This window comes from Herbiconiux sp. VKM Ac-1786 (assembly GCF_015350805.1).
Classification (GTDB): Bacteria; Actinomycetota; Actinomycetes; order Actinomycetales; family Microbacteriaceae; genus Herbiconiux.
In genome coordinates, this window is sequence record NZ_JADKSG010000002.1 from 284288 (window position 1) to 309562 (window position 25275).

General features: G+C 70.9%; 24 protein-coding genes. 16 read left to right on the forward strand and 8 right to left on the reverse strand.

Annotated elements, in window-relative coordinates; all coding sequences use genetic code 11:
- The first annotated feature begins 42 nt into the window (after positions 1-42).
- The 4 genes from ITJ64_RS12340 to ITJ64_RS12355 are packed head-to-tail and all read left to right on the forward strand — an operon-like array spanning position 43 to position 4189.
- Positions 43-1269, forward strand: coding sequence for a PotD/PotF family extracellular solute-binding protein (locus ITJ64_RS12340; protein WP_228508817.1), 1227 nt, complete (start codon positions 43-45; stop codon positions 1267-1269).
- The gene (locus tag ITJ64_RS12345; protein WP_194681094.1) at positions 1269-2468 is read left to right on the forward strand and encodes an ABC transporter ATP-binding protein; all 1200 of its coding nucleotides are present in this window, start codon (positions 1269-1271) and stop codon (positions 2466-2468) included. Before ITJ64_RS12340 ends, ITJ64_RS12345 begins: the two co-directional genes overlap by 1 nt.
- Before the next feature lie 9 nt (positions 2469-2477).
- Positions 2478-3389, forward strand: a complete 912-nt coding sequence (locus tag ITJ64_RS12350; protein WP_194681095.1) for an ABC transporter permease — start codon at positions 2478-2480, stop codon at positions 3387-3389.
- Positions 3386-4189, forward strand: a complete 804-nt coding sequence (locus ITJ64_RS12355; RefSeq protein ID WP_194681096.1) for an ABC transporter permease — start codon at positions 3386-3388, stop codon at positions 4187-4189. Before ITJ64_RS12350 ends, ITJ64_RS12355 begins: the two co-directional genes overlap by 4 nt.
- A gap of 39 nt (positions 4190-4228) precedes the next feature.
- On the opposite strand, the gene ITJ64_RS12360 is transcribed toward ITJ64_RS12355, so the two are convergent.
- Both ITJ64_RS12360 and gabT read right to left on the reverse strand, forming a co-directional pair.
- Positions 4229-5203, reverse strand: coding sequence for an asparaginase (locus tag ITJ64_RS12360; protein ID WP_194682133.1), 975 nt, complete (start codon positions 5201-5203; stop codon positions 4229-4231).
- 56 nt (positions 5204-5259) lie between these two features.
- Positions 5260-6627, reverse strand: coding sequence for a 4-aminobutyrate--2-oxoglutarate transaminase (gabT, locus tag ITJ64_RS12365; RefSeq protein ID WP_194681097.1), 1368 nt, complete (start codon positions 6625-6627; stop codon positions 5260-5262).
- Between the two features lie 52 nt (positions 6628-6679).
- Between gabT and ITJ64_RS12370 the strand changes: the two genes are divergently transcribed.
- Both ITJ64_RS12370 and ITJ64_RS12375 read left to right on the forward strand, forming a co-directional pair.
- Positions 6680-7147, forward strand: a complete 468-nt coding sequence (locus ITJ64_RS12370) for an OsmC family protein (RefSeq protein WP_194681098.1) — start codon at positions 6680-6682, stop codon at positions 7145-7147.
- Between the two features lie 13 nt (positions 7148-7160).
- On the forward strand, positions 7161-7565 hold the full coding sequence (locus tag ITJ64_RS12375; protein ID WP_194681099.1) for a hypothetical protein: 405 nt from the start codon (positions 7161-7163) through the stop codon (positions 7563-7565).
- Here the strand turns inward: ITJ64_RS12375 and ITJ64_RS12380 are convergent.
- Positions 7562-8695, reverse strand: coding sequence for a glycoside hydrolase family 76 protein (locus ITJ64_RS12380; RefSeq protein ID WP_194681100.1), 1134 nt, complete (start codon positions 8693-8695; stop codon positions 7562-7564). The genes ITJ64_RS12375 and ITJ64_RS12380 overlap by 4 nt on opposite strands.
- Before the next feature lie 79 nt (positions 8696-8774).
- Between ITJ64_RS12380 and ITJ64_RS12385 the strand changes: the two genes are divergently transcribed.
- From ITJ64_RS12385 to ispG, 5 genes are all read left to right on the forward strand, one after another.
- Positions 8775-10307 (forward strand): DHA2 family efflux MFS transporter permease subunit, encoded by a 1533-nt coding sequence (locus tag ITJ64_RS12385; protein WP_228508659.1) that lies wholly within the window; start codon positions 8775-8777, stop codon positions 10305-10307.
- Positions 10308-10389: 82 nt separating this feature from the next.
- On the forward strand, positions 10390-11373 hold the full coding sequence (locus ITJ64_RS12390; protein WP_194681101.1) for an FKBP-type peptidyl-prolyl cis-trans isomerase: 984 nt from the start codon (positions 10390-10392) through the stop codon (positions 11371-11373).
- 236 nt (positions 11374-11609) lie between these two features.
- The gene (locus ITJ64_RS12395) at positions 11610-12695 is read left to right on the forward strand and encodes a 1-deoxy-D-xylulose-5-phosphate reductoisomerase (protein ID WP_194681102.1); all 1086 of its coding nucleotides are present in this window, start codon (positions 11610-11612) and stop codon (positions 12693-12695) included.
- 111 nt (positions 12696-12806) lie between these two features.
- On the forward strand, positions 12807-14138 hold the full coding sequence (locus ITJ64_RS12400) for a site-2 protease family protein (RefSeq protein ID WP_194681103.1): 1332 nt from the start codon (positions 12807-12809) through the stop codon (positions 14136-14138).
- Between the two features lie 178 nt (positions 14139-14316).
- On the forward strand, positions 14317-15468 hold the full coding sequence (gene ispG / locus ITJ64_RS12405) for a flavodoxin-dependent (E)-4-hydroxy-3-methylbut-2-enyl-diphosphate synthase (protein ID WP_194681104.1): 1152 nt from the start codon (positions 14317-14319) through the stop codon (positions 15466-15468).
- A 102-nt stretch (positions 15469-15570) separates the two neighbouring features.
- On the opposite strand, the gene ITJ64_RS12410 is transcribed toward ispG, so the two are convergent.
- From ITJ64_RS12410 to ITJ64_RS12430, 5 genes are all read right to left on the reverse strand, one after another.
- Positions 15571-16422, reverse strand: a complete 852-nt coding sequence (locus tag ITJ64_RS12410) for a DUF559 domain-containing protein (protein ID WP_194681105.1) — start codon at positions 16420-16422, stop codon at positions 15571-15573.
- A 95-nt stretch (positions 16423-16517) separates the two neighbouring features.
- On the reverse strand, positions 16518-17852 hold the full coding sequence (locus ITJ64_RS12415) for an NtaA/DmoA family FMN-dependent monooxygenase (RefSeq protein ID WP_194681106.1): 1335 nt from the start codon (positions 17850-17852) through the stop codon (positions 16518-16520).
- Positions 17849-18496, reverse strand: a complete 648-nt coding sequence (locus ITJ64_RS12420; protein WP_194681107.1) for a cysteine hydrolase family protein — start codon at positions 18494-18496, stop codon at positions 17849-17851. Before ITJ64_RS12420 ends, ITJ64_RS12415 begins: the two co-directional genes overlap by 4 nt.
- Complete coding sequence (locus ITJ64_RS12425) at positions 18493-19605, reverse strand: LLM class flavin-dependent oxidoreductase (protein WP_194681108.1); 1113 nt, start codon at positions 19603-19605, stop codon at positions 18493-18495. The genes ITJ64_RS12420 and ITJ64_RS12425 overlap by 4 nt, the downstream gene beginning before the upstream one ends.
- Before the next feature lie 133 nt (positions 19606-19738).
- Complete coding sequence (locus tag ITJ64_RS12430; RefSeq protein WP_194681109.1) at positions 19739-20161, reverse strand: hypothetical protein; 423 nt, start codon at positions 20159-20161, stop codon at positions 19739-19741.
- 221 nt (positions 20162-20382) lie between these two features.
- On the opposite strand from ITJ64_RS12430, the gene ITJ64_RS12435 reads away from it, so the two are divergent.
- From ITJ64_RS12435 to ITJ64_RS12455, 5 genes are read left to right on the forward strand one after another with little or no spacing between them, the layout of a single operon-like run.
- Positions 20383-21519 carry an ABC transporter substrate-binding protein gene (locus ITJ64_RS12435; protein WP_173180737.1) on the forward strand — a complete coding sequence of 379 codons (1137 nt, stop codon included), beginning with the start codon at positions 20383-20385 and terminating at the stop codon, positions 21517-21519.
- On the forward strand, positions 21516-22598 hold the full coding sequence (locus tag ITJ64_RS12440; RefSeq protein WP_194681110.1) for a zinc-binding dehydrogenase: 1083 nt from the start codon (positions 21516-21518) through the stop codon (positions 22596-22598). Before ITJ64_RS12435 ends, ITJ64_RS12440 begins: the two co-directional genes overlap by 4 nt.
- Positions 22595-23413, forward strand: a complete 819-nt coding sequence (locus ITJ64_RS12445) for an ABC transporter ATP-binding protein (RefSeq protein WP_194681111.1) — start codon at positions 22595-22597, stop codon at positions 23411-23413. The genes ITJ64_RS12440 and ITJ64_RS12445 overlap by 4 nt, the downstream gene beginning before the upstream one ends.
- On the forward strand, positions 23410-24225 hold the full coding sequence (locus ITJ64_RS12450) for an ABC transporter permease (protein ID WP_228508662.1): 816 nt from the start codon (positions 23410-23412) through the stop codon (positions 24223-24225). The genes ITJ64_RS12445 and ITJ64_RS12450 overlap by 4 nt, the downstream gene beginning before the upstream one ends.
- 9 nt (positions 24226-24234) lie before the next feature.
- Complete coding sequence (locus tag ITJ64_RS12455) at positions 24235-25263, forward strand: LacI family DNA-binding transcriptional regulator (protein WP_194681112.1); 1029 nt, start codon at positions 24235-24237, stop codon at positions 25261-25263.
- Positions 25264-25275: the final 12 nt, after the last annotated feature.

Genomic DNA, 25275 nt, shown 5'->3' on the forward strand with positions numbered 1-25275 from the left:
CGCCCGTGTGCCAGTATCGAGTCACTTATTTCAGGGAGGATGATGACCGTGCGCACTCCGCGAGACCCCCAGATCCTGCAGGCGATCAAGCACTCCCAGGCGCTGCAGCGTGCCCGGGCCCTTCAGCTCACGCGACGTGGCTTCCTCGGCGCCACCGGCGTCGGTGCCACGGCGCTCGCGCTGGCCGCCTGCGCACCCTCGGAGAAGAAGGAGCTGACCCCCGCGAAAGACGTCAGCGCCACCGAGAAGACCCTCACCTGGGACAACTGGCCCGCCTACATGGACGAGGACGACGCCGGCGACTACCCCACCCTGATGGGCTTCCAGAACGAGTCGGGCATCACCGTCACCTACAACGTGGCCGTCGACGACAACAACAGCTACTACGCCAAGGTCAAGGACCAGCTCGCGCTCGGTCAGGCCATCGGCGCCGACACGGTCTGCCTCACCGACTGGATGGTCGCCCGGCTCGTCCGCAACGGCTACCTCCAGGAGCTCGACCACGCGAACATCCCGAACATCGCCAACCTCAGCGACAGCTTCGCGAACCCCGACTTCGACAAGGGCCGCAACCTCTCGCTCCCCTGGCAGGGCGGCTTCGCCGGCATCTGCTGGAACAAGGAGAAGGTGCCGAACGGCCTGAAGTCGGTCGACGACCTCTGGGCCGCCGACCTCAAGGGCCGCGTCGGCGTGCTCAGCGAGATGCGCGACACCATGGGCCTGATCATGCTGAACCAGGGCACCGACATCACCGGAGAGTGGGGCGACGACGAGTTCGCCAACGCGATGGATGCGTTCACCGAGCAGGTCGAGAACGGCCAGATCCGCAACATCAAGGGCAACGCCTACCTCAACGACCTGCAGTCCGAAGACACCTACGCGGCCATCTGCTGGTCGGGCGACATCACCTCGCTGAACGCGCAGGCGGGCGACAAGTGGGAGTTCGCTATTCCGGATGCGGGGGGCACGCTCTGGAACGACACCTTCGTCGTGCCGATGGGTGCGACCCACAAGGCCAACGCCGAGGCCGTCATGAACTACTACTACGAGCCCGAGGTCGCGGCCGAGCTCGCCGCCTGGGTCAACTACGTGACGCCCGTCAACGGAGCGAAGGAGGCGATGGACGCCATCGACCCCGAGCTCGCGGCGAACCAGCTGATCTTCCCCGACGAGGACACGCTGAGCACGGTGCACGTGTTCCGCACCCTCACCCCGCAGGAGGAGAACGACTACCAGGCCCAGTTCCAGAAGGTGCTGCTGGGCAGCTGATGGCCATCGCATCCTTCGCCGAGAGCGGCGCCGACCTCCAGCTGACCGGCATCACCAAGCGGTTCCCCGGTTTCACCGCCATCGAAGACCTGGATCTGACGATCCCGGCGGGCTCGTTCTTCGCCCTGCTCGGCCCCTCCGGCTGCGGCAAGACGACGACGCTCCGGCTGGTGGCCGGGCTCGAGGAGCCCACGGAGGGCAAGATCCTGATCGGCGGCAAGGACGTCACCGAGACGAAGCCCTACCAGCGGCCGGTCAACACGGTGTTCCAGTCGTACGCGCTGTTCCCGCACATGACGATCCTCGAGAACGTCGCCTTCGGGCTGAAGCGCCGCAAGATCGGCGACGCGGTCGCGAAGGCGCACGAGGCGCTGAAGCTGGTCGAGCTCGACCACCTCGCGTCCCGCCGTCCCGCGCAGCTCTCGGGCGGCCAGCAGCAGCGCGTCGCACTGGCCCGCGCCATCGTCAACCGCCCGGCCCTGCTGCTGCTCGACGAGCCGCTCGGGGCGCTCGACCTGAAGCTCCGGCGCCAGATGCAGCTCGAGCTGAAGACCATCCAGACCGAGGTCGGGCTCACGTTCCTGCATGTCACCCACGACCAGGAGGAGGCCATGACCATGGCCGACACCGTCGCGGTGATGAACAAGGGCCGCATCGAGCAGCTCGGCGCCCCCGAGGAGCTCTACGAGCTGCCCCGCACGGCGTTCGTCGCCAACTTCCTCGGGCAGTCGAACCTGTTCACGGGCGACGTCGTCGCGAGCGGGCCCGACCACATCACGGTCGACGTGGCCGGGGTGCCGATCGTGGTGCCGCGCATCCGGAGCCGTCGTCACGCGGGCGAGGTCGCGATCGGCGTGCGGCCCGAGAAGGTCACGCTGCTCACCACGGCGCCGGCCGCCGAGACCGGGCGCAACGTGCTCGGCCCGGGCCGGGTCACCGACGTGTCGTTCTCGGGCGTCAGCACCCAGTACCTCGTCGAGGTGCCGCACGTCGGCGAGCTCGTCGTGTTCGCTCAGAACATGGTCTTCGGGCCGGTCGTGAACGTGGGCGCCGAGGTGTGGCTGTCGTGGAACGTCGAGCACGGCTTCGGGCTCGACGACGAGCCGGGCACGGTGCCGCGCTTCGTGGCGGACGACTCCACGGAGTCGATCGCCATCCAGCGCCGCATCGCGCTCGAAGAAGAGCTCGAGCAGGCGTAGGGCGCGGGCATGGCCTTCACCGCGTTCGCGTCGACCCCGGCCGTCGAGCAGGCGCCGAGGAAGCGCAGCTTCATCGCGCTCGTGCTGCTGCTGCCGGGCATCCTGTACCTCGTTCTCTTCTTCCTCACGCCGCTGATCTCGCTGGTGCTCACCTCGTTCCAGCAGCCCGTTCTCGACGGCGACATCGGGGAGTACCAGGCCGGTTTCAACTGGCAGAACTACAGCGACTCGGTGGGGGAGTACTGGCCGCTCATCCTGCGCGCGTTCGGCTACGCGCTCGTCGCGACCGTGCTCGCGCTCGTGATCAGCTACCCGATCGCCTACGTGATCGGGGTGAAGGCCCGGCGCTGGCCGCTCCTGCAGAGCCTGCTGCTGACGCTCGTGATCGCGCCGTTCTTCATCAGCTTCCTGCTGCGCACGCTGGCCTGGAAGCAGATCATGTCGGATGAGGGGCCGATCGTCCAGGCGCTGAAGGCGGTCGCGATCCTCCCGTCGGACGGGCACCTCACCGGCACCACCTTCTCGGTGATCTTCGGTCTGACCTACAACTTCATCCCGTTCATGACGCTGCCGCTCTACGCGACGCTCGAACGGCTCGACCTCCGGTACATCGAGGCGGGCGCCGACCTCTACGCGAGCCCGTTCACGGTCTTCCGCAAGGTCACCATCCCGCTGTCGATGCCCGGGATCGTGTCGGGCACGCTGCTGACCTTCATCCCGGCGGCCGGTGACTACATCAACGCGAGTCGCGACTTCCTCGGCTCCTCGTCGACGGCGATGGTCGGCAACGCGATCGAGGCGAACTTCCTGGTGCTGCAGAACTACCCCGCGGCCGCGGCGCTGTCGATCGTGCTGATGGCGGTCATCCTGGTGATCGTCGGCGTCTACGTGCGCCGCTCCGGAACGGAGGACCTCGTATGAACCGCCGCACGAAGGGCCTCGGGCTCTGGATCTACACGATCATCGCCCTCGTCTTCCTGCTCATCCCGATCGCGTACACCTTCGTGTTCTCGTTCAACGACTCGGGCAAGCTCAACATCGCGTGGCAGGGCTTCACGCTCGACAAGTGGCTCACGGTCTGCAACACGCAGGGGCTCTGCGAGGCGTTCGGCAACAGCATCCTCGTGGGCGTCGTCGCGACGGTGCTCGCCACCGCGCTCGGCACCCTGATCGCGATCGCGCTGGTGCGCTACCGGTTCAAGGCGCGGTCGGCGATCAGCCTGCTGCTGTTCCTGCCGATGGCGACCCCCGAGGTGGTGCTGGGCGCCGGCCTCGCCGCGCAGTTCCTGACGGTGGGCGCCGAGAAGGGGCTCGGCACGATCATCCTGGCCCACACCATGTTCTGCATCAGCTTCGTGGTGGTGACGGTGAAGGCGCGCGTGGCGTCGCTCGACCCGGCGCTCGAGGAGGCGGGGCGCGACCTCTACGGCTCGCCCGGGCAGGTGTTCTGGCGCATCACGTTCCCGCTGCTGATCCCCGGCATCGCGGCGGCGGCGCTGCTGTCGTTCGCGCTCTCGTTCGACGACTTCATCATCACGAACTTCAACTCGGGCGCGGTCGACACTTTCCCGAAGTTCATCTACATCGCGGCCGCTCGCGGCATCCCGGCGCAGGTGAACGTGATCGCGTCGGCGGTGTTCCTGCTGGCGATCGTGATCGTGGTGGTGACGCAGGTCTCGCGGGCGGCTAGGGCGAAGCGGCTCGCGCGGCAGATGGGCTGAGACCCCGTCACAGGGCACGCCCGCTACAGGGTGGGCCGTTTACAGCGTGGGGGAGACGCGGATGGTGCCGACGGGGTTCGCGCCGCCGTAGACCGCGAGGCCGAGCTCGGGCGTCAGCTCGGCGACCTGCTCGCGGGTGATCGAACCGTGCCGGGCGAGCAGCTCGAGCGCCACGACCGTGGCCGCGCGCAGAGAGCCGTCGAGCATCTTCAGGGCGACGGATGCGCCATCCGGCGTCGCCATCACCATGACGCCCTCGGCGCCGAGCTTCGCCACCACGCCGAGGCGGTCGATGACGACGGTGTTCGCCCGTCCCGGCCCATCGATCGCCCACCCGTTCGCGAGGATGCTCTCGGTGAGCTGCTTCGCCGGACCCTCGGTGGCCCGGCGCAGACGGCCGATGCCGCGGGCCAGGGCGACCAGGGACATCGCGTGCACGGGAGCACCGCATCCGTCGACCCCCGAGTGCGCGACGGGAGCGCCGGTCTCGCGCTCGACCACGGCGAGGATGCGCTGCTGCAGTGGGTGCGCGGGGTCGAGGTAGCTCGCCGTGTCCCACCCGTTCTGCACGCAGGCGAGCAGCATGGCGGCGTGCTTGCCCGAGCAGTTCATCAGGATGCGCTCCTGATGCCCGTGCGCTCGGATGACGCCGTCGCGGGCGGCGGAGTCGCCGGGCCAGTCGGGCGGGCAGCCGAGGTCGTCGGCGTCGAGTCCGGCCTTCTCGAGGATGGAGTCGACCACGCGCACGTGCTCGGGGGTGGCCGCGTGGCTCGCCGTGGCGAGCACCGTCTGCACCGGGTCGAGCTCGACGCCCGACTCGAGCACGGCGAGGGCCTGGAACGGCTTCATGCACGAGCGCGGGTAGACGGGCAGCTCGGGGGAGCCGACCGCGATCGCCACCTCGCCGGCGGCGTCGAGCACGACGGCTGAGCCGATGTGGCGCGACTCGACGAAGCCGTTGCGCTCGAGCACGGCGAGCTCGACCGACTCGGCGAGGCCGGCGGTGCCGGGCATGCCGTCCCCGCGCGACCCGCCCTCGCTCACCGGCTCGACCCGCGCGTGCTGCCCGCTCACAGCTGCGCGAACGCCTCGTCGATGACCGACAGCGCGTCGGCGATCAGCGCGTCGCTCGTGGCGAGCGACGGCAGGAAGCGCAGCACGTTGCCGTAGGTGCCGGCCGTAAGCACGAGCACGCCCCGCTGGGTCGCGTAAGACACGATCGCATTGACGGCATCCGTGTTGGGGGCCTTCGTGGTCTCGGCGGTGCCGGGCTGCACGAGCTCGATCGCGATCATCGCGCCGATGCCGCGGATCTCGCCGATGATGTCGTACTTCTTCTGCAGCGACGTGAGGCCGCCGACCAGAGCGGTCTCGATGCGGGCCGCCTCGGCGAGCAGGTCGTTCGACTCGATCGACTCGAACACGGCCACCGCGGCGGCCGCTGCGACGGGGTTGCCGCCGAAGGTGCCGCCGAGGCCGCCGGGCTGGGCGGAGTCCATGATCTCGGCGCGGCCGGTGACGCCGGCGAGCGGCAGGCCGCCCGCGATGCCCTTGGCCGAGAGCACCATGTCGGGCACGAGGCCGAAGTGGGTGCTCGCGAAGTACTCACCCGTGCGGGCCATGCCCGACTGGATCTCGTCGGCGATGAAGACGATGCCCTCGGCGGTGCACCACTCCTGGAGCGCGGTGAGGTAGCCCTCGGCCGGCACGACGAAGCCGCCCTCGCCCTGGATCGGCTCGACCACGAGGCAGGCCAGGTCGGCGGCGCCCACCGTCTTCTCGAGGTAGGCGATGGTGCGGGCCGCCGCCTCGGCGCCCGAGAGGCCGTCGTGGTAGGGGTAGGAGTTCGGCGCACGGTAGACGTCGCCGGCGAAGGGCCCGAAGCCGGTGGCGTAGGGCGAGGCCTTGTAGTTCATGGCCATCGTGAGGTTGGTGCGGCCGTGGTAGGCGTGCTCGAGCACCGCGACGCCGTTGCGGCCGGTGTGCTTGCGGGCGATCTTGACGCCGTTCTCGACGGCCTCCGCGCCCGAGTTCACGAGCACGGTGCGCTTGGCGAAGTCGCCGGGGGTGTGCTGGGCGAGCAGCTCGGCGACCCGCACGTACTCCTCGTAGGGCGTGATGGTGAACAGCGTGTGCGTCACGTCCTGCAGCTGGGCCGCGGCGGCCGCGACGACCGAGGCCTCGGTGTGGCCGATCGTGGTGACGCCGATGCCGGCGCCGAGGTCGATGAACTGGTTGCCGTCGACGTCGACCAGGATGGCGCCGTTCGCCTTCGCGATGTACACCGGCAGCGCGCTCGACACACCGGGCGGCACGACCTCCAGGCGTCGCCGGTGCAGCTCCTCCGACTTCGGGCCGGGAACGGCGGTGACGATCTTCCGCTCCTGGGGGACCGTGTAGACGGGGGTGGCGACGGGGGTGTCGAGGATGTCAGTCATAGTCCTCCGAGTTTAGGCCAGCCTTCCTGTGGCCCCGCGCTAGCATGGCCGGGTGAATCGTGAGCATCACTACAGCGTCGATGTCGCCTGGCTTGGCAATCGCGGCACCGGCACGAGGGGCTACCGCGAGTACGGCCGGCAGAGCGTCGTCACGGCCGCCGGCAAGCACGAGCTCGAGACCTCGGCCGACCGCACCTTCCACGGCGACGCCGACCGCTGGAACCCCGAGGAGCTGCTGCTCGCCGCCCTCGCCGAGTGCCACATGCTCTCCTTCCTCCACGTCGCGGTGAAGCACGGGGTGGTCGTCACCGACTACACGGATGCCGCCCGGGGCACCATGGAGCAGCAGGGCGACGGGGGCCGGTTCACCTCCGTCACGCTGCACCCCGTCGTCACCGTCTCGGCGCCGCTCGACGACGAGCTGTTCGCGACCCTGCATCACGAGGCGGGCGAGGCGTGCTTCATCGCCAACTCGGTGAACTTCCCGGTGCGGCACGAGCCGCGCCTCGTCGTCGGCTGATCGTCCCGCGGGCATGAGCGGCGGGGATGCGGTGCACCTCGTCCTGGTCGGGCGCACGCTCCGGGGGACTCTCGGGGAGGAGTTCCGGGCGGAGGCTCTGGCTCTGGTGGGCGCTACGGCCGATGCGGCCTCGGCCATCAGCCGGACGGTGGAGCTGACGGCGGTCGCGGTGAGTTCCGTCGGGGCGGTGCGGGTGGGGGCGTCGATCGCCGATCCGGCGTTTCCGGGTGGCGGTGCGGGTGCTGAGCCGGTTCGGGAGGGGTGGCAGCGGTTCGTCGTCGCAGTGGACGAGGTGGCGGGCATCCGGCCGCTCGTCGGGCCACCGGGAGTGGACCTCGCGCGCACGGTGACGGTGGACGTCGCGGCGCCCGATGGCGTGTGGCCTGGGCTCGAGGTGCACGTCGTTGAGCGGGGCTAGGCCGGGGCTCGAGTCATCCGATCCAGGCGCCAGCGCGCCTCGAGCGCGAGGGTGGCCGCGAGCTGGGTGGAGAGGAACGTCGCCGGTGGGGCCGGGCGGCTCCAGTCGTCGCCCACGCGGCCGGTTCTTGCTGCCGATTGGGTGCGGATCAGGGCATCCGTCGACCCGGCGATGAAGAGTGTGAGAGCCTCTCGGTCTGGCCCGGCAGGCAGCGCGGCAGCCACCTCGGCCAGGTAGCGGATGTGAATGCCCTTGAAGAGGCCGGCGTCGCCTCCGCCGGCGTGGTCGGCGCGGGCCGTCTCGCCCTCGACGAGACCGTGCGGGGCCAGGTGGGGGAGCGCGGCGCGGGCGATCCGGGCTGCGGCGGCGGGAGCATCCGGAACCCAGGCCCGCTCGAGGATCGCCGCGGCGACCACGCCCTGGTTGTAGCTGAAGACCCACTCGGCGTCGACGCGGTGGTCGCCCTCGCGATTGACGCCGTCGAGCACGGTGCCGTCGGCGGCGACGAGGCGCTGCTCGAGCCAGCCGACGGTCTCGTCGGCGGCGTCGCGATAGCGCGGCTCACCGGTGCGGGCGTGCAGTCGGGCCGAGGCGAGGGCGAAGGTGCCGTTGCTGGGTGCGTTCTTGTAGGCGGGCTGCTGTTCGCGCCAGGCGACGCTCGGGCCCTCTCGGTCGTTCCAGCCACGGGTGCGGATGCGCTGCCAGAGCGCCTCGGCGTCGCGGAGGTGCCGCGGGTCGGCGGTGGCGTCGAAGAGGCCGATCAGGGCGAGGGTCAGCCAGCCCATGTCGTCGAAGTAGTCGTTGGCGAGGCCGCGGTTGCGGACCCTCAGCAGGCGCAGCACGCTCTCGGCCTGGCGCAGGCGGTGCTCGTCGCCGGTGCGGTGGAAGGCGTCGAGGCGGGCGTCGATCAGGTGGGAGAGCCACCAGTGGTTGAGGGGGAGCAGCTGCGGGAGGCGGCGGAGGCTCGGCGGGGCGACGTTCAGGGCGGCGCCGGGGAGCAGGCCGAGCGTGAAGGTGCGGTCGAGCGTGCGCTGAGCCCGCTCGGCGGCGGCGTGCACGGCTGCTGCCCGCTCGGCGGCGGCGTGCACCGCTGCTGCCCGCTCGGCTGCGGCGCGCGTCTGCTCCTGCACAGCCACACCCTACGGCGGATCGGTGCACATTCGACATCCTGCTGTCGTCGCGCGGGCACGGATGCACGAGACTGAGCAGATGGCCGAGAAGATGTCCTCCCCGCAGCGCCTCGTGCTGATCGTGGCGATCCTGAGCGCGTTCATCTCGTTCCTCGACGCCACGGTCATCAACGTCGCCCTGCCCGCCATCAGTCGTGAGCTCGGGGGCGAGCTGTCGTCGCAGCAGTGGGTGGTCGACGCCTATCTGATCACGCTCGGCGCAGTCATCCTGCTGGCCGGGTCGCTGAGCGACGTGTTCGGCCGCAAGCGGGTGCTGCTCGTCGGGCTGATCGGCTTCGGGATGACGTCGCTCGCGTGCGCCTTCGCGCCCACCATCGAGTTCCTGATCGTGTCGCGCGGGCTGCAGGGCGTCGCCGGGGCGCTTCTCGTGCCCTCCTCGCTCGCCCTGATCCTGGCGAACTTCAGCGGGGCGGCGCAGAGCCGCGCCATCGGCACCTGGACGGCGTTCACCAGCGTCGCGAACATCGCCGGGCCGATCCTCGGCGGGGTGCTCGTCGACCAGCTGTCCTGGCGGCTCGTGTTCGGCATCAACGTGCTGCCGATCGTCGTCGCCGTGTTCCTCGTGGCGCGGCTGCCGCGCGACGCGCATCACGCCACCGGGGCGCGCATCGACGTGCTCGGTGCGGTGCTCGGCATCCTCGGTCTCGGGCTGCCGGTGTTCGCCCTGATCGAGCAGGCCAACTTCGGCTGGGGCTCGCCCGTCGTGCTCGTGCCGCTCGTCGTCGGGGTGCTCGCGTTCGCCGGGTTCCTCGTGAACGAGCGGCTCGCGAAGCAGCCGATGCTGCCGCTCGCGCTGTTCCGGGTGCGCAACTTCTCGGTCGGCAACATCTCGACCTTCCTCATCTACGGAGCACTGTCGCTCGGCTTCTTCAGCATCGCGGTGTTCCTGCAGCAGGTGGCCGGCTACAGCGCCACCGAGGCGGGCTTCGCGATGATCCCGACGAGCCTGCTGCTCATCGCGCTCTCCTCGCTGTTCGGGCGGCTGTCGGGGCGCATCGGGCCGCGGCTGTTCATGACGGTGGGCCCGATCCTCGCGGGTGCCGGCTTCCTGCTGATGCTCCGGGTCGACGAGAGTGCCGACTACCTCACGCAGGTGCTGCCCGCGGTCATCGTGTTCGGGCTCGGCATGTCGATCACCGTCGCCCCGCTCACCGCGGCCATCCTCGGCGCCATCGACCCGGCGCGCTCGGGCATCGCCTCGGCGGTCAACAACGCGGTCTCGCGGGTCGCGGGCCTGATCGCGGTGGCGCTCGCGAGCCTCATCGCGGGCACGGCCGTGCTCGACCTCGAGGGCTTCCACCGCGTCGTCCTCGTCACGGCGATCTTCTTCGTGGCGGGCGGCCTCGTCTCCCTCGCCGGCATCCAGAACCCCAAGCGCGCCGCCCCCACCCCGGGTGTGTCGGCGCCCACCCCGGGTGTTTCGGCGCCCACCCCGGGTGTTTCGGCGCCCACCCCGGGTGGGCCGGCGCCCGCCCCGAGCGCGCCGGCGCCCACCCCCGCCGCGCCCACGTCGTCGCCGGCCGCCCCCGCCCCCGGCAGCCCCGCCGGCTGAGGCGCTCCCAGCGCGTCACCAGCTTGCTGCAAGGCGGCTGGGCGAGACTGGGCGCTTCCCCCCACTGTCACGAAGAGGACTCATGCGCTCACTCCCGGCCTTCGCCGCCGCAGCCGTCGCCGCCACGCTCCTGCTGGCCGGCTGCTCGGCCTCGACCCCCTCGACCGACGACGCGACCTCGTCCCCGGCCGCCGACGCCGTCCAGTGCGCCACCGACGGCAGCGCCTCGAAGGCCGTCACCGTCACCGGCGACTTCGGCGCCCTGCCCACCACGAGCTTCACCGGCCCGCTGAACGTCGACACCACCGAGCGCACCGTCGCCATCGAGGGTGACGGCGAGACCATCGACACGGGCATGACCGCCACCGTCGACTTCACCGTCTACAACGGCACCAGCGGCACCAAGGTCTTCTCCACCCTCGACGCGGGCGGCACCGCGCTGCAGCTCAGCACCGACGACAAGCAGTACATCCCGGGCCTTTTGAAGGCCGTGCTCTGCAGCACGGTCGGCTCGCGCGTCGTCGCGGTCATCCCGCCGGCCGAGGCGTTCGGTGACCAGGGCAACGAGTCGCTCGGCGTCGCGGCGACCGACTCGCTCGTCATGGTGGCCGACGTCGAGGCGATCATCCCCGACCGCGCGAACGGCGTCGACCAGCCTGCGCAGGACGGCTTCCCGACCGTCGAACTCGCCGACGACGGCGCCCCGACCGTCACGATCCCCGACGCCGACCCGCCGACCGACCTCCAGATGGAGACCCTGAAGAAGGGCGACGGCGCGGTCGTCGGCGACGGCGACAACGTCACCGTCCAGTACCAGGGCGTCATCTGGGGCACCGGCAAGGTCTTCGACCAGAGCTGGGGCACCGGCGGTCCGACCACGTTCCAGACCACGGGCGTCGTCAAGGGCTTCGCGGCGGCCCTCGTCGGCCAGACCGTCGGATCCCAGGTGCTCGTCGTGATCCCGCCGGAGCTCGGCTACGGCTCCGAGGGCAACACCGCCGCCGGCATCTCGGGCACCGACACGCTCGTCTTCGTCGTCGACATCCTGGCGAGCGCCTCGGCCTAACCCGCCGCAGCACCACCACCCCGACGGGGCCGACCTCCACCGAGGCCGGCCCCGTCCGCGTTCCACCCGGGGTGCCCGGCCATCCGGCACCTCTGCGACCGGTGGGCGTTCGCGCACGGGAGCCGGCCGCCGGACTGACCACGCGCTCGGCACCTGCCGGGCGTGCGCGAAGGCCGCAGCCGGCCGGCCGGTCGCCGCCCCGAGCGCGGTTCGGGCGGATGCGAGATGATGGCGGGGTGAGACGCGTCATCATCCTCGGTTCCACCGGCTCCATCGGCGTTCAGGCGCTCGATGTGATCCGGGCCAATCCCGAGCGCTTCGAGGTGGTCGGCCTCGTCGCCGGATCCAACCGCACGGTGCTCGACGCCCAGGCCGCCGAGTTCGGCGTCGCCGACACCGGCCTCGGCGAGATCGAGGCCGAGCAGCTCGTACGCGACATCGACGCCGACGTCGTGCTGAACGGCATCACCGGCAGCGTCGGTCTCGGCCCCACCCTCGCCGCCCTCGAGAGCGGACGCACCCTCGCCCTCGCCAACAAGGAGAGCCTCATCGTCGGCGGCGACCTCGTGCGCGGCGCGGCGAGCCCGGGCCAGATCGTGCCCGTCGACTCCGAGCACTCCGCCATCGCGCAGGCCCTCCGCTCGGGCACCGCGGCCGAGGTCTCGCGCCTCGTCCTGACGGCCTCCGGCGGCCCCTTCCGCGGCCGCACCCGCGACCAGATGAAGGACGTCACGCCCGGCGAGGCCCTCGCCCACCCCACCTGGGACATGGGCCTCGTCGTCACCACCAACTCCGCCACCCTCGTGAACAAGGGCCTCGAGGTGATCGAGGCGCATCTGCTGTTCGACGTCGCCTACGCTGACATCGAGGTGACCGTGCACCCGCAGTCGGTCGTGCACTCGATGGTCGAGTTCGTCGACGGGTCGACCATCGCCCAGGCCTCACCCCCCGACATGCGCCTGCCGATCTCGCTCGGCCTCGACTGGCCGAACCGCGTCGCCGGCGTCGGCACCCCGCTGGACTGGACCGTCTCGCACGACTGGACCTTCGCCCCGCTCGACGAGGTCGCCTTCCCCGCCGTCGCCCTGGCGAAGCAGGTCGGGCGCGCGGGCGGCAGCTTCCCGGCCGTGTTCAACGCGGCCAACGAGCAGGCGGTCGCGGCCTTCCACGCGGGGCGCATCGGCTTCCTCGACATCGTCGACACGGTGCAGCGCGTGGTCGACGCGCACGAGATGCCGGGCGAGGCGGTCACGCGGGAGTCGCTCGCCGAGTCCGAGCTCTGGGCGCGCGCCACCGCCGACCAGCTGATCGCCGCCCACTAGCGCCATCGGGCGCGCCCAGGTTCGCTGGGCGCGACGGGCGCGACGAGCGCGTCGAGCATCCGTTCAGCCAACGATCAGCGCCGCCATCGGGCCGGCGGGTAGTGTCCTCCTGTGGAAACGGTCCTGCAGTTCATTCTCGGCGTGCTCATCATCGCCGTCGGGCTCGCCGTCTCCATCGGCCTGCACGAGGTCGGCCACCTGGTGCCCGCGAAGCTGTTCGGCATCAAGGTCACGCAGTACATGATCGGCTTCGGCCCCACCGTGTTCTCGCGCCGCCGCGGCGAGACCGAGTACGGCTTCAAGGCCATCCCGCTCGGCGGCTACATCTCGATGATCGGCATGTTCCCGCCGCGCCGCCAGGGCCAGAAGGCGGTGGCCAACAGCACGGGCTTCTTCCAGTCGATGGCTCAGGATGCGCGTGAGCAGTCCCAGCTCACCATCGGCATCGACGAGGACGACCGCGCCTTCTACCGCAAGCCGGTCTGGCAGCGCGTCATCGTGATGCTCGGCGGGCCGTTCATGAACCTCGTCCTCGCGGTGCTGTTCTTCTCGATCACGCTCGTCGGCTTCGGCACGGCCCAGTCCTCGACCACCATCGGAAGCGTGTCGGCCTGCGTGCTGCCCGCCACCAGCGAGCGCCAGACCTGCGAGACCGGCGACCAGCCCTCGCCCGGTGCCGCGGCCGGTCTCCAGCCGGGCGACACCCTCGTCAGCATCGACGGCACCCCGATCGACACCTGGGAGCAGTCGACCGCGATCATCCGCGACGCCGCCGGCGAGACCCTCCCGGTCGTGGTCGAGCGCGACGGCGCCGAGCAGACCCTGAGCCTCACGCCGCTCCTCACCGAGCGCTACGTCTACGGCGACGACGGCAAGATCGCCACCGGCCCCGACGGCCAGAACCTCACCGAGGAGGTCGGCTTCGTCGGCATCGGCGCCGCGAGCGAGCTCGTGCCCCAGCCGATCACGGCGGTCCCGGCCTTCATCGGCGAGAACATCGGCCACACGGTCGCCCTCGTCGCGAACCTCCCGCAGCGCCTCTACGACGTCGCGCAGGCCGCCTTCGGCTCGGGCGAGCGCGACCCGAACGGTCCGATCAGCGTCGTCGGCGTCGGTCGCGTCGCGGGCGAGATCGCCTCGATCGACACGATCCCGCTCGCGTCGAAGGCCGCGAGCCTGCTCGGCCTCCTCGGTTCGCTGAACATCGCGCTGCTCGTGATCAACCTCGTGCCGCTCACCCCGCTCGACGGCGGCCACGTCGTGTCAGCGCTCTGGGAGGGCATCCGCCGCTTCTTCGCCAAGCTCTTCAAGCGCCCCGACCCGGGGCCGGTCGACGCGGCGAAGCTGATGCCGCTCACCTTCGCGGTCGTCATCCTGTTCGGCGGAATGACCGCGCTGTTGGTGTACGCCGACATCGTGAAGCCGATCGACCTCTTCGGCTGACGGGCGAGCGGATGCGCATCCGCTCGTCACCACGGCACCACCGCACGGGCGCCGACCGCTCCGGCCGCGCATCCGCTCGTCACCCGCAGCCCCGCGCCTTGTCGGCCGAGGCTCGGGCGACACTCAGGATGCGGCCCGCCCTGACCGTGCATCCAGCCAGCGGATCTAGACTGAACCCGTGCCTGCAGTCAACTTGGGGATGCCCAAACCCCCGCCCGAAACCCTCGCTCCCCGTCGGAAGTCCCGCCAGATCAAGGTCGGCAAGGTCCTCGTGGGCGGCGACGCCCCGGTGAGCGTGCAGTCGATGACCACGACTCCCACGCCGAACATCAACGCCACCCTGCAGCAGATCGCCGAGCTCACCGCCTCGGGCTGCGACATCGTGCGTGTGGCGGTGCCGTCGCGCGACGACGCGGAGGCGCTGCCGATCATCGCGAAGAAGTCGCAGATCCCGGTGATCGCCGACATCCACTTCCAGCCGAACTACGTGTTCGCCGCGATCGACGCGGGCTGTGCGGCGGTTCGCGTGAACCCCGGCAACATCCGCAAGTTCGACGACAAGGTGGGCGAGATCGCCGCCGCGGCCAAGGCCGCCGAGGTCTCGATCCGCATCGGCGTGAACGCCGGCTCGCTCGACCCGCGCCTGCTCGAGAAGTACGGCAAGGCCACCCCCGAGGCGCTCGTCGAGAGCGCCGTCTGGGAGGCGTCGCTGTTCGAGGAGCACGACTTCCACGACTTCAAGATCTCGGTCAAGCACAACGACCCGATCGTCATGGTCAAGGCGTACCGCCTGCTCGCCGAGCGCGGCGACTGGCCGCTGCACCTCGGTGTCACCGAGGCCGGGCCGTCGTTCCAGGGCACGATCAAGAGCGCGACCGCGTTCGGCATCCTGCTGTCGGAGGGCATCGGCGACACCATCCGCGTCTCGCTGTCGGCCCCGCCGGCCGAGGAGGTCAAGGTCGGGCTGCAGATCCTGCAGTCGCTGAACCTGCGGGAGCGCAAGCTCGAGATCGTGTCGTGCCCCTCCTGCGGGCGTGCGCAGGTCGACGTGTACAAGCTCGCGAACGACGTCACCGACGGGCTCGAGGGCATGACCGTGCCGCTCCGCGTCGCCGTGATGGGCTGCGTCGTGAACGGTCCGGGCGAGGCCCGCGAGGCCGACCTCGGCGTCGCCTCGGGCAACGGCAAGGGCCAGATCTTCGTCAAGGGCGAGGTCATCAAGACCGTCCCCGAGTCGGAGATCGTCGCGACCCTGATCGAGGAGGCCAACCGCCTGGCGGCCGAGATGCCCCCCGGCGAGCTCGGCGCCCCCGAGGTCGTCACGGTCTGACCCGCCCCGCCGTGCATCAGCGTCGGTACGGGAGGAGAATGCTGCCCTTGACCCCATATACGGGTCAAGGGCCCGATTCTCCTCCCGGACCGACCTGTGGGGTCACGCGCGGCGGCCGCCCGGCGGCCATCGGTGCTCGCCCGCCCGCACGAGCTGCAGGATCACCCGCTCACACGCGTCCCAGTCGAACGTGACCTGCCGCCAGCTGAGCCGGAGCACGCGGTACCCGCGCCGGGCGAGCTCGAGTTCACGGCGCCGGTCCTCCTCGAACGCCGTCCTCGACGAGTGCCAGCGGTACCCGTCCAGCTCGAGCACAAGACGGTCGCCGAGCAGCAGATCGACCCGGCCGACGCCCTCGATCTGAACCTGGCTCCGCAGTCGCACCCGCCGACTCCGGATGCGCAACCGGGCCTTGGTCTCGAGGCCCGAGCCGGAGGCGGGGTCGACCAGCAGCAGGTGGTCGCGGTGCACCACCGAAAGGGGCGCGAGGACCCGTCGCAATTCGGCTATCGTCACCAGGCCCTGGCCGAGCGCCGAGTCGAGCGACACGACCGCATCCAGCCTCGACTGGCACAGGGATGCGCAGGCGAGCGCGGTCGCGACGTCGTCGAACGCGGTGCGCGGTGGGGCGATCAGCGCCGAGCGATGCAACCGTGCGGCGCGATCCACCGAGCGGGAGTGGCCGGCATGCGGCGCGACCCGCACGTGCAGCCGGCCATCATGGGAGGTCCAGACCTGTCTGTGGTCGAGGAGCGAGGTGCAGCTGAGAGCGCCGCCGATGGTGACCGCATCGACCAGGAGGGCCGAGGCGTCGGGCAGGGCCACCCAGCCGCGTCGCAGTCGGCGGATGGTGCCGGCCCGAACGGCCGCGTCGACCTCCCGCGGTGGGATCCCGCGCCCGGCAAACGCCGATACTGACGCCACGCCTCCCGCCGACGCCAGCTGCTCGATCATCCACCGAGGATGGTTAAAGAAACAACGCCCGGTGAGGTCGAGGTGCAGATGGTGGACGGCCGAATGCCGGCCGCGTCTGTGCAGGAGGGGACGGGTCAGGGGCGGAGGTTGTCGCGGAGGGTGGGGCCGGGGTAGCGGGGCGCGAGGGCGCCGCGGCGGCGGAGTTCGGGCACCAGGAGCTCCGCGAGGTCGGCGACGCCCGAGGGTGCGGCGAGGGGGCTGGCGAACATGTAGCCGCCGCGCGAACCGGTGGCGGCGAAGTTCTGCTCGAGCTCGTCGGCGATGGAGGCGGCCGTTCCGCAGAGCGTGTGGTCGAGTCCGGTCGCGTGCCGCCAGCCGTGCTCGAACAGCTCCGCCCGCGTGAGCGACGCCGACGGCCCGAGCTCGGCGACGAGTGCCCCGACGAAGCCGCCCTGGGCGCCCTGCACGCGCTTGACCTCGTCCATCAGCTCGCCGAGGGTGAAGCGCTCGGGCAGCGTCGAGAAGTCGAAGCCGACGTTGTGCGAGAGGAACGCGCCCACCGCCTCCTCGTGCCAGAACGCCGCGACCTCGTCGCGCCGAGCTGCCGCCTCACGGGCGCTCCGCCCCACGATCGCCTGCGTCGCCCAGAGGATCCCGACTGAGGCGGGGTCCCTCCCCGCGGAGACGAGCGCCGCGTCCAGGGCAGAACGGTGCCGTTGCTGGCCGGCGACACTCCCGCCGAAGCCGAACACGAGCTCCACGAACTCCGCCGAGGTCGCGATGCCCTTCGGCGAGTTGCCCGCCTGCACGAGTACGGGCGACCCCTGGGGGCTCGGCATGCTGGCCAGCGGCCCCTTCACGCGGAAGTACCGCCCGACGTGATCGATGGCGGCGATCTGCGAGGGGTCGGCGAACCGTCCCGACGAGCGGTCGGCGATGATCGCCGAGGCCGGTACGGATGCCCAGAGTGCCCGGCAGACGGCCATGAACTCGCTCATCCTGTCGTAGCGCTCGTCGTGGTCCATCCGCTCGTCGAAGCCGTAGTTGGCGGCGTCCGCCCCGCGCGCCGACGCCACGACGTTGAAGGCGATGCGCCCGTTCGTCACGTGGTCGAGCGAGTTCAGCAGCCGGGCCACGGTGAACGGATGCAGGAAGGTCGACGAGTAGGTCAGCCCGAAGCCGATGCGCTCGGTGACCGCGGCCATCGACGTCACGACCGGGCTCATGTCGTGGCGCGGCCACTGGATGCCCCACTCCAGCGCCGCGTCCATCGAACCGCGCCAGGTGTCGGGGATGCCGCTTCCGTCCCCGAAGAAGAGCAGGTCGACCCCGGCGCGCTCGGCGGTGCGGGCGATCTCCTGATAGATCCGCACGTCGGGGAAGCCGGCGCCGATCCACGACCCGGGCCGCGCCCAGCGCCCCTCGGTGTGGGCGAACGACAGGTCGAAGGCGGTGTGCATCCCGGTCATGCGGCGCTCCAGAGTCGTTCGATGTCCGCGACGCCCCGCACGTCGGCGACGTTCAGCGCCATGCTCGCGAGTGCCGCCTCGTGCAGGGCGACGTCATAGGCGGCGGTCGCGTCCCGGGCGATGACGACCGGCAGATCGTGCTGGGCCGCATCCGTCGCCGTCGCCTGGATGCAGCACTCGGTCGTCAGCCCGGCGACCACCAGCCAGCCGGCCTGCAGCTCGTCGAGCACCCCGGCGAGGGAGGTCCCCACGAAACCGCTGTAGAACCGCTTCGGCACCCGGGGCTCATCGGGGCCGGGCGCGAGCCGCCACCATTCGGCACCGGGGCTCCCGGCCACACAGGGGAAGGCGTCGGTGGGGGAGTCGAGGTTCCCGGTCTGCAGCCACGCGCTCGCCCGCCAGGGACGCGCCGGGTCGTAGGCGAGCTCGACCCAGACCACCGGCACACCGAGCCGTCGCGCGGTCTCCACGAGCTCGCCGCACCGGGTGACTGCGGCGTCGACCGCGGCGAGGCCCGCCTCGTCGACACCCCATTCGGCCAAGAGCGCCGGGTCGGCGAAGTCGCGCTGCACGTCGACCAGCACGAGCACCGGATGCCCGGCCGCACGCAACCCGGCCCCGCGCACGTCCTCGTCCCCGCTCATGCCCGCACCCCCTCGAGGCTTCGCAGCTCCGGCAGCACGGATTCCCCGAACACCGGAAGATCCGCCAGGTAGTCGGGGAAGATCAGCATCAGCCCGTCGAGCTCGGCGGTGTCCATCACGGTCGCGATGTGCTCCACGACCCTCGACGGACCGCCCGCGACGTACACGGTCTGGAAGGCCTGCTCGCCGTCGGCGCCCTCCGCCCAGGCGAGCGCCCGCTCCTCGGGCATGCCCCATGACTTCCGCATGTTCGCCAGGGCCACCCGGTCGAGCCCGCGGCCGTACTCCGTGGCCCGGGCGGTGGCGTCGGCATCCGTGTCACCGAGCACCACCGTGAGCATCGCGTAGGTCTTGACCGAGCGCCCGAGCGAGGCCGCTCGGTCGTGCACGTCGCGGGAGGAGGCCCGCATGTCCTCGAGGGTGTCGGCACCGAGGAACGCGCCGTCGGCGTACTGCGCCTGGAAGGCCCGGCCCGCCGGCGAGGTCGCGGCGTTGATGATCTCGGGCCTTATGACCGGATGCGGCCGGGACTGGCAGTCGGTGAGGGTGTAGAACTCGCCGGCGTGCGTCACCGAGTCCTCGCTCCAGAGCCGCGTGACGAGGTGGGCCCACTCCGCGGTCATGCGGTAGCGCTCGTCCTTGGTCATGTCCGCGTCCCATATTCCCATCTGCTCGAACTCGTCGGCGTAGGAGCCATTCACGATGTTCATGCCGGCGCGGCCGTGACTGATCTGCTGCAGGGTCGTGAAGACCTTCGCGGCGAAGGCCGGGTTCTGCATGTTGGCGTGGATCGTGGCCCAGACCTTCACCCTCTCGGTGGCCTCGGCGATGCCCGCCATCATCGTCATCGACTCGATGGTCTCGCCCCAGTGGTCGGTCGAGCCGCCGAAGCCGCGCCACTTGGCCATGGCCATCACGAAGTCGAGGCCGATCTCCTCGGCGACCTTCGCGATCTGCTTGTTGTGGTCGTAGTCGGCGGGCGGGTACGGGGCCGTCGTCGAGACGAGCCATCCGCCGGCAGCGTTGGGCAGGAAGACGCCGTACTCGCGGGGCGAAACGGGCGACGCAGGCGACGCGGGCGGCACGGGCGAAACAGGTGATGCGGACATGGTGCTCCTCCAGTTCGAGTGCGCCGGCGGACGCCGACGAACCAGGACACGGTGGGAAGCGTGCGATGCGAACCGTGGTTGCGTCGCGGAGTCCAGCCTGGTCCGAGTATAGGAACCCCGCGTTTCGGGCGGGTTACGCCGCGGACGACTCCGTCAGCGGCTCCACGCGGCCGGGACCCTGCACCACGAGAACGGCGATGCGGAGGTCGCGCGCGGCGGCGGCGAGCCAGCCGCGGCGGGCGAGGAGGGTGGCGACGGTGGGGCTGACGCAGAGCACGGCGCGAGCATCCGGAACCAGGGCCTGCCGCACCCAGACCAGCTTGAACAGATCGGCCGCCACCTTGTTGCGCAGGGTCGACTTCACCGCCCCGCCGTTCAGCACGAACTGGGCGACGACGGTGCCCTCGGCGTCCATCGCCTCGACCTCGACGGCGGTGCCGTCGGGGAGGGTCAGCCGACGGGGCCGGAGGGCGGTGCCGAGGTGCTCCGCGAGGGCCGCGGCCGCCTCGGCCTCCGGGCTCCCGGGGCCGTAGCGCGTGCTGTCCGTCTCGTTCATCTCACCACCCGCGAACAGGATGCCAGTGCAGCGGGCGGCGCAAAGAGTCCGTGACGAACCTTTTACACGCTCGAAATAAAACGATTTACATCGGGGCGCGGGGTGTTGTTAGTGTGCCGAACACGCGATCGCTCACGCAGCTCCATCACGGGCACGCCGGCTCCACGAAATTCCCCCCTCAGTCAGCCGGGACCTCCCCGGCGCCTCTCGGAAGGCCTCGTATGTCACCTGCACCGCTCCTGAAGACCAAGCCCTCGCTCCTGAAGACCAAGCCCCTCGTGGCCCTCGCGGCCCTCTCCGCCTCAGCCCTCGTGCTCACCGGATGCTCGGGCTCGAGCACCGCCTCCGAGCCGAGCGCCTCGGCCTCGGGCGGCAGCGACCTGATCAGCGCCGAGCGCTGCGCCGAGAACGAGGCGGCCGGCCCGATCACCTTCCTGACCTCGTTCGGCTACGTCGCGTCGGCCGGCCTCCTCGACGTGATCACGGCCAAGGAACGGGGTGTGTTCGAGGACCTGTGCCTCGACGTCACCCTGCAGCCCGGCTCGAACAACGCCCAGCTCGTGAGCGCCGGCACCGCCCAGTTCGCCGGGGTCGGCAGCCCCTCCGACGTGCTCGTCGCCATCGACAATGGCGCCGACATCTCGGGAGTCGCGACCTACGGCAACACCGTGGCGATCACCTTGATGACGATGACCGACGGCGGACCGGCGTCGCTCAAGGACTTCAGCGGCCTGACCGCCGGCTACAAGGGTGCGATCCCGCCGCAGATCCAGGCGATGTTCCTCGCCGAGGACGTCGACCCGGCGACGATCAACTGGGTGTCGGTGGGTTATGACCCGACCATCCTGCCGAACGACCAGGTGCAGGCGCTGACGGGGTACAAGTCGAACGAGCCGCTGGCGCTCAAGGCTCAGGACTACGACATCACGGAGTGGGACCCGGCCGAGTACGGCATCGAGTCGGCCTTCAACACCCAGATCGTCAACAACACCTTCAAGGAGGAGCACCCCACCGCGGTCGAGGACTTCCTGCGCGCGAGCCTGTACTCCTACGACTGGATCAACGAGTCCGACGCGAACCTCGACGAGGCGCTGTCGTACGCCGAGGCGCTGTCGGATGCGGGCTACGACCTCGAGTCGAGCCGCGCCCGCTGGGCCACGGAGGTCGGCCTGATCGACGAGAGCCAGCCCGAAGGCCTGCCGATCGGCGGCGAGACCGTCGAGCAGTGGACGCCGGAGGCCGACATGCTCGTGCAGTTCGACCTCGTCAAGGCCGAGCCCGACGTCGAGGCCGCGATCGACCCGAGCTTCATCGAGGCCATCCACGACGGCACCGAGCTCATCTGGCCCGCTCCGTGAGAGCCTGGCTGCAGACGGGGTTCGGGGGGCCGGAGGTGCGGCGGCTGACCGAGGTCGCCGCACCCGCTCCCGCCGACGGCGAGGTGACGGTGCGGATGCTCGCGGTCGCCCTCAATCGACTCGACGTGCTGCAGCGGCGGGAGCCCGTCATCCCGGGCATGACCGTGCCCCACGTGGCGGGGATGGACCTGATCGGGGAGGTCGTGGCGGCGGGAGCGGCGGACGACCTGCTCGGCGCCGTGGTGCTGATCGATCCGGTCGTCAGCTGCGGCCGGTGCGAGCTGTGCCTCGCCGAGACGCCGACGTACTGCGAGGCGTTCCAGACCATCGGCTCCACGCGCGACGGGGGGATGGCCGAACTGGTCACGGTCCCGGCGCGCAACTGCACCGTGGTGGACGTGGCGACCGACGACTCCGACTCGCTCGCGCGGCTCGCCGCCGTGCCGGTCGCCGGCGCGACCGCCTGGCGAGGGCTGCTCGGAGCCGGCGGGCTGCGCGCGGGGGAGACCGTCGTCATCCCCGGCGCCGGCTCGGGTCTCGGGGCGGCGGGCATCCAGATCGCGCTCGCCCACGCGGCCGACGTGATCGCCCTCGTCTCGGGCCCCGCCAAGAAGACGCGGGCCGAGCAGAGCGGCGCCCGGCTCGTGATCGACCGCACGGCCACCGACGACTGGGTCGCCGAGGTGCTCGGCGCCACGGACGGCCGGGGTGCCGACCTGGTCTGGGACCACGTCGGCGGACGCTTCCTCGGCCAGGCCCTCCGCGCCACCCGCGCGGGCGGCCGGGTCGTGCTCTCCGGCACCACCGACGGGCTCGACACCGAGCTGCACCTTCCCGACCTCTACCAGCGCGGCCGCAGCATCATCGGGCACGGCAGCTACAGCCGGGCCGACATGGCGGCGGCGGTCGCGGCGTTCGGCACCGGCCACTTCGAGGTCGTGATCGACAGCGTGTGGGGGTTCGAGCAGCTTCCCGAGGCCGAGGCGCGGCTCGAGAGCGACGCCTTCTTCGGCAAGATCGTCGTGCTCGGCCCGTCGTTCTCCACCTCCACCGCACCCGAACGGAAGGACGCCGCATGAGCGACACAGCCATGAGCGACACGACGGCGCAGATCGAACTCACCGGGGTCGGCCGCACCTACACCCGCGGCAAGAAGACCGTGGAGGCGCTCACGGGCGTCGACCTCACCATCGAGCAGGGGGAGTTCATCACCCTCTTCGGCCCGTCGGGCTGCGGCAAATCGACGCTGCTGCGGCTGATCGCCGGGCTCGACACCCAGACCACGGGAGAGATCTCGATCTTCGGCAGCACCCCGAAACAGGCGTCGTCGCGAAAGGACATCGCGTGGATCCCGCAGTCCTCGGCGCTCCTGCCCTGGCTCGACATCGAGTCGAACGCCTCGCTGTCGTCGGTGGTCAACACCCGCGCCGACCGCAGCGGTGCGACCACCCGGCGGCCGGAGGCCGCCGTCGGCATCCTCGAGGAGGTGGGGCTCGGCGACTTCCGCGCCTCCCGCCCCGACCAGCTCTCCGGCGGGATGCGGCAGCGTGCCTCGATCGCGCGCGGATTCGCGCAGGGGGCGCCGCTGATGTTGATGGACGAACCGTTCTCGGCACTGGACGAGCTCACCCGCGACACCCTGCGCATCCGTCTGCTGGAGCTCTGGGAGCACCACCGCAAGACGATCGTCTTCGTCACCCACTCGGCGATGGAGGCGGTGCTCTTGAGCGACCGGGTCGTGGTAATGAGCCCACGGCCGGGCCGCATCCGCGAGGTGGTCGACATCGACCTGCCCCGGCCGCGCACCTGGGAGCTCACGGAGACGTCGGAGTTCACCGCCAAGGTCGCGCAGGTCAAACAGATCCTCTGGAGCGCCTGGGAGGGTGACGAATGACCGTCGGAATCGATCCCCTGAACCCCGCGGTGGCCGTCGCGCCCGCGCGCCGCGGCCGCCCGCGGATGTCCTCGCGCACGGGAGGGGCCCTGCTCACGGTGGGCGCCCCGCTGGCCCTGTTCGTGCTGCTCGCGATCGCCTGGCAGTGGACCGCGGCGACGTTCAAGAGCGTGCTGCCGCCGATCCAGGACATCGTGACCGACATCGCGGGGCGGCCGGAGTTCTATCTCGAGAACCTCCTCGTGACGCTCGAGGCCGCGCTCCTCGGCTTCGTGATCGGCGTGGTCGTCGCGCTGCTGCTGGCTGCGGCGATCGTGCACTTCCGCTTCCTGCGGGCCGCGATCATGCCCGTGGCGCTGCTGCTGAACGTCACGCCGATCGTCGCGATCTCTCCCGCTCTCGTGGTGGCGTTCGGGTTCAACCAGATCCCGCACGTGATCGTCGCGGCGCTCAGCGCCTTCTTCCCGACCCTGATCAACTCGATCACCGGGCTCCGCGCGGTCGACCCGCAGGCCCTGGAGGTGTTCGACGCGATGTCGGCGTCGCGCACGGAGGTGTTCTTCCGGCTCCGGGTGCCGTCGAGCCTGCCCTACATCTTCGCCGGGGCGCGTCTGTCGGTGGCGGCGGCCGTGATCGGCGCGGTGGTGTCGGAGTTCACCGGCTCGAGCAAGGGGATCGGTGCGGTGATCGTGATGGCGACCACGTACCTCAACCTGCCGCAGATGTGGGCGGCGATCTTCTTCTCGGCCCTCACCACGCTGGCGCTGCTCGGTCTGGTGGGGCTCCTCGAACGCCTGGTGGTGCGCTGGTAGCGTCGGCACATGAAGATCGTCCCGCCCGGCCGCGGCCCGGTCACGCTCCGCGACGTCGCCGAGCACGCGCGGGTGAGCATCGCCACCGCGAGCAACGCGTTGACAGGCGCGCGCCGCGTCGGCCCCGACTCCGTGGAGCGGGTGCTCCGCTCGGCGTCCGAGCTCGGCTACCGGCCGAACGGGGTCGCGCGGTCGCTCCGCACGGGGCTCCACCGGAGCATCGGCCTCGTCATCCCCGACGTGACGAACCCGTTCTGGGCGGGCATGGTGAGCGTGATCGAGGGGCTGGCCGACGAGTCGGGCTTCCAGCTCTCGCTCGTCAACACCGGCTTCGACGCCGGGCGCGAGTCGGCGTCGCTGACCCGGCTCGCCGGCTCGGTCGACGGCGTGCTGCTGTTCTCCACGAACCCGAGGGCGACGATGCTCGCTCCGGCTCTCGCCGGCGGCCTGCCGATCGTGGCCGTCGACGAGGGCTTCGAGCTCGAGGGCATCGGCGGCGTGCACTCCGACAACGCCGGCGGGGGACGGCTCGCCGCCGAACATCTCGTCGACGTCGGCGGCACGTTCTTCGGCCTGCTCGCCGGCCCGGCCAGCCTCACCACGGCCGCCCAGCGCAGCGCCGGCTTCGCCGCGGGGCTCGCCGGGCGCGGGGTCGACCCCGCCCGCCTCCATCGGGTGACCGCTCCCTACTCCTTCGAGGGCGGCCGCGAGGGGGTGCGCCGGATGCTCGCCCGGCACCCCGAGGTCGACGCCCTCTTCGCCTGCACCGACAACCAGGCCATCGGCGCCACCTTCGAGGCGCACGACCTCGGCCGGGTCGTCCCCGACGACCTGCTCGTCTGCGGATTCGACGACATCAGCTGGGCGTCCCGCATCACCCCGGCCCTCACCACGCTGCGCCAGGACTCCGCCGGCATGGCCCGCCGCGCGTTCGAGCAGCTGGTCGAGCTCGTCACCCACGGGGGAGCGCCCGAGGTGACGGTCTTCCCCGTGACACTCGTGGAACGGGCGTCGACGCGTCGCGTTACGAGTGTGTAAAACGTTTTAGGG

Bases quoted from the DNA above. Each gene is read 5' to 3' on its own strand.
- ITJ64_RS12435 (WP_173180737.1), top strand. From the start codon at position 20,383: ATGTCACCTGCACCGCTCCTGAAGACCAAGCCCTCGCTCCTGAAGACC.
- ITJ64_RS12340 (WP_228508817.1), top strand. From the start codon at position 43: ATGACCGTGCGCACTCCGCGAGACCCCCAGATCCTGCAGGCGATCAAG.
- ITJ64_RS12430 (WP_194681109.1), bottom strand. From the start codon at position 20,161: ATGAACGAGACGGACAGCACGCGCTACGGCCCCGGGAGCCCGGAGGCC.
- ITJ64_RS12390 (WP_194681101.1), top strand. From the start codon at position 10,390: ATGCGCTCACTCCCGGCCTTCGCCGCCGCAGCCGTCGCCGCCACGCTC.
- ITJ64_RS12385 (WP_228508659.1), top strand. From the start codon at position 8,775: ATGGCCGAGAAGATGTCCTCCCCGCAGCGCCTCGTGCTGATCGTGGCG.
- ITJ64_RS12455 (WP_194681112.1), top strand. From the start codon at position 24,235: ATGAAGATCGTCCCGCCCGGCCGCGGCCCGGTCACGCTCCGCGACGTC.
- ITJ64_RS12360 (WP_194682133.1), bottom strand. From the start codon at position 5,203: ATGCCCGGCACCGCCGGCCTCGCCGAGTCGGTCGAGCTCGCCGTGCTC.
- ITJ64_RS12350 (WP_194681095.1), top strand. From the start codon at position 2,478: ATGGCCTTCACCGCGTTCGCGTCGACCCCGGCCGTCGAGCAGGCGCCG.
- ITJ64_RS12415 (WP_194681106.1), bottom strand. From the start codon at position 17,852: ATGACCGGGATGCACACCGCCTTCGACCTGTCGTTCGCCCACACCGAG.
- ITJ64_RS12375 (WP_194681099.1), top strand. From the start codon at position 7,161: ATGAGCGGCGGGGATGCGGTGCACCTCGTCCTGGTCGGGCGCACGCTC.
- ITJ64_RS12450 (WP_228508662.1), top strand. From the start codon at position 23,410: ATGACCGTCGGAATCGATCCCCTGAACCCCGCGGTGGCCGTCGCGCCC.
- ITJ64_RS12410 (WP_194681105.1), bottom strand. From the start codon at position 16,422: ATGATCGAGCAGCTGGCGTCGGCGGGAGGCGTGGCGTCAGTATCGGCG.
- gabT (WP_194681097.1), bottom strand. From the start codon at position 6,627: ATGACTGACATCCTCGACACCCCCGTCGCCACCCCCGTCTACACGGTC.
- ITJ64_RS12345 (WP_194681094.1), top strand. From the start codon at position 1,269: ATGGCCATCGCATCCTTCGCCGAGAGCGGCGCCGACCTCCAGCTGACC.
- ITJ64_RS12355 (WP_194681096.1), top strand. From the start codon at position 3,386: ATGAACCGCCGCACGAAGGGCCTCGGGCTCTGGATCTACACGATCATC.
- ITJ64_RS12425 (WP_194681108.1), bottom strand. From the start codon at position 19,605: ATGTCCGCATCACCTGTTTCGCCCGTGCCGCCCGCGTCGCCTGCGTCG.
- ITJ64_RS12445 (WP_194681111.1), top strand. From the start codon at position 22,595: ATGAGCGACACAGCCATGAGCGACACGACGGCGCAGATCGAACTCACC.
- ITJ64_RS12420 (WP_194681107.1), bottom strand. From the start codon at position 18,496: ATGAGCGGGGACGAGGACGTGCGCGGGGCCGGGTTGCGTGCGGCCGGG.